The organism is Neobacillus massiliamazoniensis (assembly GCF_001048695.1).
Lineage (GTDB): Bacteria > Bacillota > Bacilli > Bacillales > Cytobacillaceae > Neobacillus > Neobacillus massiliamazoniensis.
This window is the reverse complement of the sequence record NZ_CVRB01000005.1, coordinates 301,759-314,173: the sequence shown is the minus strand read 5'-3', so window position 1 is coordinate 314,173 and position 12,415 is coordinate 301,759. Positions and strand designations below refer to the sequence as shown.

The window sequence follows — 12,415 nt, the reverse complement described above, 5'->3', positions numbered from 1 at the left end:
AATAGTCTGGTGGCGATAGCGAGAAGGTCACACCCGTTCCCATACCGAACACGGAAGTTAAGCTTCTCAGCGCCGATGGTAGTTGGGGGCTATCCCCCTGTGAGAGTAGGACGTTGCCAGGCTGTTAGTTTATTTTTCTTGTTATTGTCAATAGACAATACTTATTATCGTCGCGGGGTGGAGCAGTCTGGTAGCTCGTCGGGCTCATAACCCGAAGGTCGCAGGTTCAAATCCTGCCTCCGCAATTTGGTTTGGTAGTTCAGTTGGTTAGAGCGCACGCCTGATAATCGTGAGGTCGATGGTTCGAGTCCATTTAGGACCACCATATTTTTATAACTATAATCCGCCTTATTTTTGGATTTATTGGATTAATCGTTATTTTTAGCAATTAGGTCAGAAAACGAAAAACAAGCCCACTCGTTAATGAGTGGGCTTTTATTGCTTTAATGCAACTGTTTGCAACTATTTTTTACGTTTTAGGCCCAGTACAGCGTTCCTGTAACCAGAGGCAAAGTAGACATTGCACAAGTACCTCTTACCCCTAGATCCTAGTTAGTCTCATTATTGTTTTGTATCTTACGATACAGAGTCATTCTAGAGATACCAGCTTTCTCTGCAGCATCCGTACGATTTATCCCTTGTTCCAGAAGATACAATGCATAATTAACCTTTTCCTCATCGGTTTTCGGTCTTCCAGGATGTTTCCCTCGTTTCCTTGCAGCCTGAATCCAAGACTGTTTATGAAGTGTTTCACTTAAACTGACTGGGCAGGTTACTTGAAGAAAATGTGATATTTTATAAATAACTGAAGAAAGGAGACTAGATATGGAGGATAAAGAGAAAATCTACTACGAACAAGGTACGGATGAACTAAGGTTGAAAAATATCATTGCCCATAAACTTGTTCAAGAGTTTAACAATTGTCCAATCGAAGATTCAGAAAGAAAAGATGAAATTATAAGGGAAATATTCGGAAGTGTCGTAGTAAATCCGAGTATTGAGCATAATTTCCACTGTGACTTAGGATACAACATCCACATTGGAGACAACTTCTATGCTGGATATAACTGTACTGTATTAGATATGGCAGAAGTAAGGATTGGTGACAACTGTATGATTGGTCCTAATGTTGGACTATACACGGCGGGTCATTCAATTGAACCTAAAGATAGAAACAAGAGTGGTTATGCGATTCCAATAACAATAGGAAATGATGTGTGGATTGGGGGCAGTTGTGTTATCTTACCTGGAATCACTATTGGTAATAATTCAATTATTGCTGCTGGTTCTGTTGTTACGAAAGATGTACCTACTAATTCAATAGTGGCGGGGAATCCAGCGAAGATACTGAAAAGTATATAAAGTTCTAATGTTCCAAGAAAGATTGTGAAATATTGTACTTAAAGTAACGGGTGCAAGAGTTGAAGATCACCAGCTGCTTCGGCGGCTTTTTTGCTTGTTCCACTAACGAGGCAGTTTTGTTCAACAAACTCATTATTAAGTGTTTTTAAATATAAATAAAAAAACCACATTCCTTGATGCTTCGTTAAGAATGGGTTTAACACCGCTAAATCTATTGTCAGTTGTTTTAGGAATATAGGTTACACCCTCAACAGCAGTTGCCCCAGTTGTATACATTCTTCCTTTATAAGATTCCTTTGGTGGTACAATACAGTTTGTTGTCATTAAAATCGGACCGTTAAAGCTCTCGAATTCACGAGTTTGTTCCCACCATGCATTTCCGTAGTTACCGACAAAGTGATCATATTTTTTGAATGCTGGATAATAGTGCGCTGGAAGCATTTCACTATGTGTATACACATCTACTCCCGTGCCTTCCGTTTGTTTTAATAACTCTTCCATATCTTTCAGGTCATGACCGCTAACTAAAATTCCCGGATTTTGACGTACACCAATGTTTACTTTCGTCATTTCAGGATGACCATATGTTGATGTATTTGCTGTATCTAAAAGCTCCATAGCATGAACGCCGTACTTTCCACATTCCATTGAAAGTTCAATCAATTGTTCCATACTTACTGAATCATCTGTGATCTTTGCAAGTGCTTTTTGCATAAACGCAGATAGCTCTTCATTTTCATAGCTAAGATTTGCCGCATGCTCTAAATATGCAGCCATTCCTTTCAAACCGTAAGTCACTAACTCTCTTAATGAACGAATATCTTCATCTCTTGTAGCTAAAATACTAACTTCTTGAGAAGCAGATTTCATTTCAAGCTGATTATTTGTTTCACCATACCAAGTGACAAAATCGCTATTGTTGTCTAAAGTGTACCCTGCATTTCTGATTGCCGCTTTAATTTCTTCCCGGAGCTTTAATCCTTCTCTTACTGTATTAAAAAATTCATTTTTATCCCAATTTGCATTTGTAATCGTCATAAAAAGACCATTTATGATAAACTGATCTGTTTTCTTTTGATTAATCCCGATTTCACGAGCCATTGTATTCACAATCGCTACTCCCTTAATCGTGTAAATCAATAAATCTTGCATATTTGCTAAATCATCTTTTTTTCCACATACTCCAACAACAGTACATCCTGTTCCTTTTGAGGTTTCTTGACATTGAAAACAAAACATACTCATTTATAATTTCCTCCAGTGAATGATTTTTGATTTCTAATTTTTCTACAATAAACACTTTCTCTTATTTAATGTGAATTATTGAATAAGTATCATAAGCAATTAACAATATAATCAACTAATTTACATTGTTATTATAAATTCATTAATTTTAAATTTGGAGTTCTTTATGAATCTGTTCATAAACAAGTCAAAAAGATTTGAACACTTCTTGACAAAAAGGACAAGTGGATACGGTTTGAATTAAACACCTAGTTGAATACAAAATATTTGGTTTAAATTGAGCTATCAGTAAGATTTAGGACCTTATTTGAATATAAATTTGAGCTTGTGAAAATTTGTACTTAAAGTAACGTGGCAGTTTAATTGAATAATCGTCATTAGTTTTTTTTAACAATCAGGCCATTTAACGGAATAACTTATTGCACGAATAAAGTTAATTTGAAATAATTGGTATTAACGCTAAGAAGGGAGATGAACTTTTGATTAGCTTTTTGGAAAACATATATGAGGCATCAAATGCAATCCTACTTTCATGTTCATTTTTTTATGTTTGACTGTTGAAAAAACTGAAGCGAGAAAGGAAACTTTGTATTTTTGAATTAACGATAGCAGAATAGTTAAAAAAATGAGAGGATTAATAATGAAAATAAAAAATAAGCTGGTTCGAATGTCAAAGGTGCTTTCTGTGTTCTTTATTATTTTCCTTCAAATTTATTGGTATAAAATTCGAAGGAAACCTAAAGCTGAGTGGGAAAAACTTTGGGAGGAAATAGGAGATCGGTTTCGAAAAACACTGTTTGAATTAGAAGGTTTGCTAATCAAAATCGGACAGATTCTGAGCACTCGTGCCGATTTGCTGCCTAATGCGTTTATACGTCAAATCGAAGATCTTACAGATAAAGTTCCCCCTTCTAACTGGAATGAGATACAGGAAATTCTTGAAACTGAATGGGGAAAGTCTCTTCATCAACACTTTCTATCTATTGAAAAAACCGCAATTGCTTCCGCATCTATTGGTGAAGTATATAAAGGTGTGATGCAAGATGGAACAGAGGTTGCGATTAAAGTAAAGCGTCCTAATATTGATTCGATTGTACAAACGGATTTCCGTATTTTAAGTATCATTATTTGGTTTGCTGATCACCTAGTTCCTATTCCTAAAGGGTTTATTAATTTTAAAGTCCTATTTAAGGAACTAAAACAAGTGATTGAACGAGAACTTGACTATTCAAAGGAACTAAATACCATACTTTTTTTTAGAGATCGATTTAGAGATATGGATGTCGTACAAATTCCTTCTGTGTATTCTGAACTTAGTACTTCAAATGTACTGGTGATGGAGTGGGTAGAAGGAATACGGCTCACTAATATGGAGGCATTAGATCAGTTAGCAGTGAGTCGGCAGGAGCTGGCTCAAAGGCTTTTCAAAGTGTTCCTTCCCCAATGGATTGAGCCTGGTATGTTCCATGCTGACCCGCATCCAGGAAACGTTCTTATATCAAAGGAAGGAAAAATCATTTTACTTGATTTCGGAATGATAGGGGAAATCACCAAAAAAGATTCAGCTTATATTCAAGGGTTAATTGAAAGCTTTCTTTCTAAAAATTATGCTAAAGCCGTTGATTGCATGTCTCATTTAGGATTTTTGCTCCCTGAAGCTGAGTCAAGAACGATTGAACGGCTGTTAGCTGAATACATGTTATTCCAACCTACTCAATTAAAGGAAATGGATTTGATTGCATTAAAAGTGGAAATGAATGATATGATTCGAGCCCTACCCATTCAGGTCCCAACAAGATTTGTCTTTTTAGCCCGTTCTATCGTAACAATGGAAGGGAATATCCGCAATCTGGCTCCAGAGTGGGAACTCGTGGACTTAGGAAAACCAGTTTTCATGGAGTGGTTGAGCAAACAAGGAAATAAATGGTCATTCGTGTGGCAATGGATTCAATCACAACCTGTCTTTAAGATCATTCATTCTGTTACAGAATTTTTAAATGCACCACAAAAAATAGAACATTTAAAGGAAATCGAACAAAGAAGACAATTTCAATTTATGATTTATGAAAATACTAAAAAGCAGTTATTTCAATTAACACTACTTGGATTTATAGGAATAGCAGCAGGTATCTATACCTCTCAATCACTCATTTCGACCCTGTCAGTTGGAGTAACAGTCGTCACTTTTATTGGGTATTTTATTTGTAGTTATAAACTGAAAAAATGGATGAAGTTCATGCATGAAAAACGTAGAGAATAGGATAAATGTAAAGCTATCCTTAACATTTCGACTTTGTATGATAGATTTTTGACAAGGTGAAATAAGCAATTGTTCAGTAGCTTATTCAAGAATCGGGCGCTTTTCTTGAATAAGAAGGCGTCTTTTTGTATTGTACAGGATTCTGGAACAACACTTATTAGGGATTGGAGTAATATTAAGGTGTAGAAAAGACTGTGAAGGATTCCACTTAAACTATCGGGTGGCGTTACTTGAAGATCCAGCTGCCATAATTGGTGGCTTTTTTGTTACAGTTTAGTTCAACAGTGAAATAGTAAATATAAAATATTATGGATTATAGGATAGTCACGGAAGAAATAAAAAAACGGCTCCACCTTTAGGAGGGGGCCGATTTTCATTTATAGTGTTTATACTTGTAAATCAAACTGTTTCGCATACAGTTTAGCATATGTTCCGGCGTGTTTAAGTAGAGTATCGTGTGTTCCTTGTTCTACAATACCATTCTCTGTTAAAACGAGTATTCTCTCAGCATTGCGGATTGTAGAAAGGCGATGGGCAATGACGATGGTTGTTCGTCTTTTAGCTAACATTTCTATTGACTCCTTCACAATACTTTCACTCTCGTTATCTAATGAGCTTGTTGCTTCATCTAGAATGAGAATTGGTGGATTCTTCAAAAATACACGTGCGATACTTAGTCTTTGCTTTTGCCCACCCGATAGTCTGACACCTCGTTGCCCAATTTCTGAATGATAGCCGTTTGGCAAACTCATGATAAACTCATGCGCGTTTGCATGCTTAGCTGCAGCAATAATTTCTTCATCACTTGCACTTAGGTATCCGTAGCGGATATTTTCCATCACGGTGCCTGCAAAAAGGTAAACATCTTGCTGGACAATCCCAATCGCTTTTCTTAATGACTGAAGATCGATATCCCGTACATTGATGCCGTCAATTAACAATTCCCCCTCTGTTACATCATAAAAGCGAGGGATTAGCGAACATAATGAAGTTTTTCCGACACCGGACGGACCAATTAGGGCAATGTACTTACCTGGTTCTACTCGAAGCGATAAGTTTGTAAATACATCTTTCGAATGCTCTTCATAACGAAAAGAGACATGCTTGAACTCTAGTTCTCCATGTATCTCTTGTAAGGTCACGGCGTTTGGTTAGTTTTCAATTGCAGGTTTCACATTCATGATTTCAATAAAACGCTGGAATCCCGTGAATCCGTCTTGATACATCGTGCTCACTTGAATCAGTTTTTGAATTGGTTCGATCAAATGGTTGATATACAATAAAAAAGTTATTAAATCTGCTAAATCTAATTTGTTACCTGCGATGCTAGCACTACCGAAGATGATTACGGTGATTGTAATCAATTGGATAATGGTTTCTAGACTATTATAAAAGTATGCTTCAGCTTTATATGTTTTCTTTCTGCTTTCAAAGAAACGATCATTTTCGCTGTTAAACTTCTCGATCTCTACCGATTCATTTGCAAATGATTTTACTACTCGGATTCCTGATAGATTATCCTCTATTTGTCCGTTTACGTCCGCAATTCTCTCTTTGTTTCTTGTATAAGCTTTATTCAATACCTGGTTAAAATACAACCCGAAAACAGCCAAGAGTGGTACAAAGCAAAATACTGTATTTGTTAACGGTGCATTAATAAAGAACAAAATGATAAATGCCCCAATTATGCGAACGAAATGTTTGATAAGGTCTTCAGGCCCGTGATGGTACAGTTCAGAAAGCCAAAGTAGATCGGTTGTTAATCTTGACATGAGTTGACCTGTCTTTTCCTTATCGAAAAAGCTAAAAGAAAGCTTTTGTATATGCATAAACAGATCTCTTCGCAAATCACTTTCCATTCGAGCGCCAAGTTCATGCCCTTTGTAGTCGGCATAAAAGTTCCCTATATTCTGGATAGCGACTAAAACGAGCATTAGCCCACCAATCCAATATACTTCAGTAAGCGCATTGGACAAGTCATCAATAAGAATATCTTTTGTAATGTACCGAACAAGTAACGGATACACCAAAGATATCATTGATGCGATTAAAGCGCATGCCAATATCGAAACAAACAATCCTAAATACGGTTTATAATAGGATAGAAATTTTTTAAATGAGAAACTCATGATTTACCCCTTTATTGTGTTATTTAAATAAACACATACAAGGGCGACACTGGTTATTTTATAACTCTATTCCACCCTTATATGTTTTTGTGGTTTTATTTGTCATGTTTTTCATGTAATTACCTCCTCATATTTGATATATATATTGTAAACTATTTCCAATATATTGAGCAGTGTTTTTAGTAATAAATCAGTAATTAATTTTTTATAAAAGTTTGTGAACTAATGTACTTAAAGTAACGGGTGCAAGAGTTTAAGATTGGTATGGCTGCCGCGATACTTTTTCTTGTTGAGCTAACGTGGCAGTTTTGTTTAACAAGGATTCCCCCAAAATATGTTTCCTTTGGTAAAGTTAAGGTATAGGAGGGGTTGGGATGAACAAAGAAATTGAAGAAGCTATTGTTAAATCCTTTTTTAATAAAAATAAACAACAAAGGGTTTTATTTGAGCTTTTTTCGCCCCAAAAAAGAAGGGATGCTTTGTGTCGATTAAATCATAATTATTCAATGATGCTCCGTAAGGAATTTATGATTCAAATACCCAAGTCAAACTTAGATCGGAATGAAATCGAAAGATTATTAACTGAGAAAGGTGCTGGTAATATTTGCTATGTCATGTCGATAAATGAAGATATCGATGGTAAAGAGATGGCTTTAAAGACAGCCATAGATCAAGTATATGGTTATGGTTTGTCTTCAATTATTTCTTGCATAAATGGAAAATTAGCCTATTTCCAAGCTGAACAAGAATACGGAGCACCACCACGATTTATCATAAAACGAACTTTATAACAGTCCTTCTTCAGCTAACGGATCAGATTAGTGTAAGGAGGATTTATCACCAATACATTGAATTAATTATAGGTACTTATTTTCTGGAGGATCTACAAAATGAAAAATTATGAAGAGAATAAGGTTTATATATTATCGGGTCCAGCAGGAGTTGGTAAATCAACAATTTCAAAAGAACTTGTCAATATATTACCTCAAAGTGCTTATATTTCTGGTGACTATATAAGTCATATGCATATTAATGGAAGAAAAAAACCTTGGGAAAGCAGGGAGGAAGTGGCTTTGATTTGGGATAATATTTTAAGTCTTACAAAGAATTTCCTTAAGTATGGCAGTGATGTTGTTGTGGATTATATAACCTTCCCACAAGAAGCAAAATGGTTTAGTGAAAAACTAAATGAATTAAATATAGAAGTTATTTATGCGGTTCTATGGACTGATAATGAAACATTAATTAAAAGAGATAATATGAGAAAGCCTGAGTATAGAATGGGAGAAAGATGTTTAATCTTAGTCAATGAGTTTAAGGAATCAAAATTAGATGAAAAGCATTTTTTGGATATAAGTAAAAATACAACTCATGATATTCCTCATGTGTTAAATGAAATAATAAACAATCCAAAATATAAAATATTATAATTTCGTCTTTAACGAACGGGTGCAAGAGTTAAAGATGGGGACGCTGCGGCGATCTCCTTTCTTATTGAACGTGGCAGTTTAGCTTAATACGGGATAGTATCAGTATCCACTTCCATTTATAATAAAATTAGGTATTTTCTACAAAGGAGTTAAATAGATTGTATCCTATTTTTCAATTGGAAAAATAACTGTGAACCAGAGGTTGGGAAATGCCTGGTGGACAAGTTGAAGAAGGAGAATCCTTAAAAGATGCTGCGATAAGGGAAACTAAAGAGGAAACAGGTATAGATATTGAGGTAATAAAGTTTTGTGGAATATTCCAAAATGTGAACAATTCAATATGTAATACGTTGTTCCTAGCTAAGCCAGTTGGAGGCAAATTAACAACTTCACCAGAGAGTTTGGAAGTAGGATTCTATCCGATTGAGCAAGTCTTGGAAATGGTAACTTTTATGAATTTCAGACAAAGAATCGAATACAGTTTGGATGAAGACACCCAACCATTTTATATAGAATTTTAGAGATTTAGTGTTCCGTAAAAAGGTGCGTTTCTTCAAAGCTGTAAGATAAGTATATGCAAATACTTTGTAACAATTGCTTGACCAAGATTAGTTATGAGAACCCATCTTACTTGAATATAAATAGGTAAAAACTATAAATGGAGGGCTGTTTATGGCTTTAGTTTCAATCTATACGGTTGGTAGGCTAAATCACCCCTATGACCACCCTGCCTCTCGTGATTTTTTTAAAGTTGGAAATGAAGTATATCGGCAAGCAACTAAATCAGGACAACTTATAGAGGCGTTTTCACCTGATGGAGTCCCTTTTCCTGAAGAAGCCATAAAGGGGGATGGTTTTCCTATTCTTACACTAACGGTATGGAAAAGCCTTCAATCCTTATATCGTTTTACGTATTCAGGTCAGCATATGCAAGCGTTAAGAGATAGGAGTAAATGGATAGAGCCTTATCAAGAGAAACACCTTTCATATGTAGTATGGTGGACTGAGAAGCTGAAGGATGTTTCATGGGAGGAGGCTTTCAAGAGATACAGATATTATATTCAGTATGGACCCACGCCTTTTGCGTTTGATTTTAAGCACGCGTTTGATGAAATAGGGGAGACGTGCTTGGTTAAGTAGCAGTGAGGTCTCTTGGGTATTGTGAAATTATCATTTAAACAAAAGATGGCGTTGATCCATGAAGGATTGACGGCTTTTTTTATGTACCTTATTAAGCTCTAAAGGGGCAGGGTAATTGAAAAAAGATTTGTGAAAAATTGGAACTTTGTGCATCATTAATCGTATTTAAAATAAGAAATGAATTTGGAATAAAATAGCTTGGAAATTCATCCTATTAAAATTGTAAAAGGAGGAGTGTATATAGAAGGGGTTCACTAAAATTAAAAAGGAATAACAAGTATACTTGGTGGATATTTATTGCCCATATAATTTTAATCCCTTTAACATATATAGTTACCTTTTATTTAATTGTGTCTTTTTATATGTAAGTGCACCACAAGGGTAAATTAATTCCAAGATAATAGCTTATCTCCTTGAATGCTATTAACCTAGTTCAATAAAAGATAGCGTTAAATTCGACTTTAACTAACGAGTGAGGTAATCCAATAGCAAAGGAGAGGGAAATGACGAAGAGCAAAAAAGAAATTTTGGAAGAGATATAAAAACTCTATCGAATTAAGCCGATAACTGCGGTTATGGTTTTAATTGTAATTACTTTCATCTTCTTGACAATTATTGGTTCGGTTAACGAATTCGGAAGAAAACTAACTTCAGATTTTTTTAGCGCTTTATTAAGTTTGTTCTTCGCATGGAATTTGGGATTTGGGCTCTATCAAGGAATTTGGCAATTTTCGAATTCTCGAAAGATAAACAAAGTGCTTTTTCCCAAACTTGAGCAGTTTATAAATGAAAGTGAAGACAAAAGTTATGATGAAACTGAAACAGAAGCTTATGAAAAGGTCAAATTGGCATATGCGGTCTACACAGAGAAGTATAATAAGCTCAATAAAATTTACTGGACAAGCATCAAAATAAGTATTGCTTTCCCACTTATTACACTCGTTATTTCGTTTGTTTACCATCAGCTTTAGTAGGAGCAAAAGGAAGTTAGACTTGCCAATACAAATTTTTAGTGTGCTATTTAACTGAATGGGCATTACTAGAAAAAGGGTAATACTTTTAGACCTGGTTGTTGTTGAATAGGCGTCTTTAGACGGAAAAATGCAATTTCCTCTTGAAGAAAGGGTCAATAAGAGATAACTCTTTTATCTCCATAAATGAAAAAAAGAGAGGAAATATCCTCTCTTCGTGATTTATCTTGAATAGAAACTTCTCTTAATATTTTTATAATAAAAAATCACTTTTTATTTTTATCTATCAAACTCTTTTCTGTAAACGTCCTACAAGAGGTACTACAATTATACCTGCTATAACTACCTGTAAAATGTTTCCGGGGATGGAGCCGAATGGCTGTATCCAGTTACCGTAAAGGATCACTTCGGCAAAATAGTAGCCAACAACTTTTATTATTAGTGCAGTTGCAATTGCTAGAGAGTTAACAAGGTATCTATTACCGGGTACTTTTTCCGCAATAAGTCCCACTACAAAGCCCATTGTACCTACGATGATAAATGTAAACGGTGCCCATACTGCCCAGCCAGAGATAAGATCGAATAAGCCCATTCCGAAGGCACCTGCTATTGCCCCTGTTTTTTTGCCGTAAACCAAGGCTGCTATAAAAAGAGGAACGTTACCCAGATGGATTAGACCTCCGTTACCCATTATTGGGAGCCTTATGTTGATGAACATCGTGGCTACGAAGGTTAATGCGATAAAAAGTGCATTGATGACTATGGATCTTGTTTTAGTTGTTTCTGTTGTGGATGAGAATGTTGAATTCAATTTAATAACCTCTTCTGTTTTTTTTTAATAATATCATAGAATCAGGGACTTAATAAATACGTAATTCTATTTATTACCGTGATACAGATAAATATTATGTTATCACAAAAGAAATACCGTGTTTTGTAGAAAGTATGAACAGAATTCTACATTTAGATTGAGGAGACATATTTGCATTTTTATACCCTTATGTACTACGAACGGTTAGGTTAGTAAGTAAGGGTATTTTTATTATTACTGTTGGTGTAATTAGCGTGTTGTCACTTTTGATCTTAAGCCAGGGATTTGCTGCATCAGTTGCTCAGCATTGAGAGAGAAAGAGCATATCTAAGATTCGAAGGAGAGGGAAGTTCTTCATTCTCTTTATTTTTGGTAAAGGCTGTATGGAAAGTCCTTAATTTTGTAATTAATGTTAGTTTAAAGTCATTTTGGTAAAGTGTGTACATTCCCTTTTTTCCATTATAATGATGGCAGAAAGATAGTTCATGGTAACAAATATTGATGAAGATAAATTAGAGCTGAAAGAAGAAATTAAAGTGTCTTTAAGAAAACTAAGTTCCCAAACCCTTGTACAAAAAAAATGGAGATTACTTTATCTTCCTTACAGATGATGAACAAGACATTAATCGAGAAATAAAAGCAATCAATATTGATGAAGATTTAATAAAAAGAGAGCTTGCAAATTATATTTTCCAAGATCTTCATGATGAAAAGAAATATCGCTATTCCAATGTTTATTCATTTTCCTATAATCAAAAAATGGATGAAAAGAATTATGGAAATCAAACAGCAAGCATAGGAATCAATATTCTTTCGCCATTATTTGATCACTACACAAAATCTGAACAAGAATTGATGATGATGTCGTCTGGAAATGATGAATTAATCATAAGACTATTATAATTGCTATGTTTAAATTGTTTAATTTGAAAAATGAGAGGTTCGAATCCTGGCAACATTTCGATACATCGGGATGATGGCAGGAATTAAAAAGGATACCCTTATTTCTGAAGTTTCATTAAAAGCAAACGTAAGGGCAGTCCCAAAAAGGGACTGCCCTGCCTATT

General features: G+C 35.0%; 10 protein-coding genes, 2 tRNA genes, 1 rRNA gene and 3 pseudogenes. 12 read left to right on the top strand and 4 right to left on the bottom strand.

From position 1 onward, the window contains the following. Window positions 1-5 precede the first annotated feature (5 nt). The 3 genes from rrf (at window position 6) to BN1082_RS23800 (ending at window position 325) form a co-directional block, all read left to right on the top strand. Window positions 6-122: ribosomal RNA gene (rrf, locus tag BN1082_RS23810) — 5S ribosomal RNA — on the top strand. A gap of 49 nt (window positions 123-171) precedes the next feature. After that, window positions 172-245: transfer RNA gene (locus BN1082_RS23805), tRNA-Met, on the top strand. 9 nt (window positions 246-254) lie between these two features. Then, a tRNA-Ile gene (locus BN1082_RS23800) sits at window positions 255-325 on the top strand. A gap of 223 nt (window positions 326-548) precedes the next feature. On the opposite strand, the pseudogene BN1082_RS23795 reads toward BN1082_RS23800, so the two are convergent. Beyond that, window positions 549-728 (bottom strand): annotated as a pseudogene (locus BN1082_RS23795) (helix-turn-helix domain-containing protein); the annotation flags it as partial. A gap of 97 nt (window positions 729-825) precedes the next feature. Here BN1082_RS23795 and BN1082_RS23790 point away from each other — a divergent pair. After that, entirely contained in the window at window positions 826-1,362 is a 537-nt protein-coding gene (locus BN1082_RS23790; protein ID WP_090639172.1) for a sugar O-acetyltransferase, read from the top strand. A gap of 135 nt (window positions 1,363-1,497) precedes the next feature. On the opposite strand, the gene hcp is transcribed toward BN1082_RS23790, so the two are convergent. Next, window positions 1,498-2,607 (bottom strand): hydroxylamine reductase, encoded by a 1,110-nt coding sequence (gene hcp / locus BN1082_RS23785; protein ID WP_090639169.1) that lies wholly within the window; start codon window positions 2,605-2,607, stop codon window positions 1,498-1,500. A 640-nt stretch (window positions 2,608-3,247) separates the two neighbouring features. Between hcp and BN1082_RS23780 the strand changes: the two genes are divergently transcribed. Beyond that, on the top strand, window positions 3,248-4,867 hold the full coding sequence (locus BN1082_RS23780) for an ABC1 kinase family protein (protein ID WP_090639167.1): 1,620 nt from the start codon (window positions 3,248-3,250) through the stop codon (window positions 4,865-4,867). Between the two features lie 386 nt (window positions 4,868-5,253). Here the strand turns inward: BN1082_RS23780 and BN1082_RS23775 are convergent. After that, window positions 5,254-6,996, bottom strand: a pseudogene (locus BN1082_RS23775) (ABC transporter ATP-binding protein). A gap of 374 nt (window positions 6,997-7,370) precedes the next feature. Between BN1082_RS23775 and BN1082_RS23770 the strand changes: the two are divergent. The 5 genes and pseudogenes from BN1082_RS23770 (at window position 7,371) to BN1082_RS27880 (ending at window position 10,537) form a co-directional block, all read left to right on the top strand. Next, window positions 7,371-7,787 carry a hypothetical protein gene (locus tag BN1082_RS23770; protein WP_090639165.1) on the top strand — a complete coding sequence of 139 codons (417 nt, stop codon included), beginning with the start codon at window positions 7,371-7,373 and terminating at the stop codon, window positions 7,785-7,787. A gap of 99 nt (window positions 7,788-7,886) precedes the next feature. After that, the gene (locus tag BN1082_RS23765) at window positions 7,887-8,426 is read left to right on the top strand and encodes a P-loop nucleotide/nucleoside kinase family protein (protein WP_090639163.1); all 540 of its coding nucleotides are present in this window, start codon (window positions 7,887-7,889) and stop codon (window positions 8,424-8,426) included. Between the two features lie 197 nt (window positions 8,427-8,623). Next, window positions 8,624-8,947: pseudogene (locus BN1082_RS23760) on the top strand (NUDIX hydrolase); the annotation flags it as partial. Between the two features lie 151 nt (window positions 8,948-9,098). Continuing rightward, entirely contained in the window at window positions 9,099-9,566 is a 468-nt protein-coding gene (locus BN1082_RS23755) for a DUF3291 domain-containing protein (RefSeq protein ID WP_090639158.1), read from the top strand. Between the two features lie 575 nt (window positions 9,567-10,141). Continuing rightward, on the top strand, window positions 10,142-10,537 hold the full coding sequence (locus tag BN1082_RS27880) for a hypothetical protein (RefSeq protein ID WP_090639156.1): 396 nt from the start codon (window positions 10,142-10,144) through the stop codon (window positions 10,535-10,537). Between the two features lie 286 nt (window positions 10,538-10,823). Here the strand turns inward: BN1082_RS27880 and BN1082_RS23745 are convergent, their stop codons facing one another. Next, on the bottom strand, window positions 10,824-11,300 hold the full coding sequence (locus BN1082_RS23745) for an ECF transporter S component (RefSeq protein WP_245640543.1): 477 nt from the start codon (window positions 11,298-11,300) through the stop codon (window positions 10,824-10,826). Between BN1082_RS23745 and BN1082_RS28630 the strand changes: the two genes are divergently transcribed. Beyond that, a complete protein-coding gene (locus BN1082_RS28630) occupies window positions 11,248-11,376 on the top strand; it encodes a hypothetical protein (protein WP_281177057.1) in 129 nt (42 codons plus the stop codon). The genes BN1082_RS23745 and BN1082_RS28630 overlap by 53 nt on opposite strands. Before the next feature lie 539 nt (window positions 11,377-11,915). Continuing rightward, window positions 11,916-12,251, top strand: coding sequence for a hypothetical protein (locus BN1082_RS23740; protein ID WP_245640535.1), 336 nt, complete (start codon window positions 11,916-11,918; stop codon window positions 12,249-12,251). Window positions 12,252-12,415: the final 164 nt, after the last annotated feature.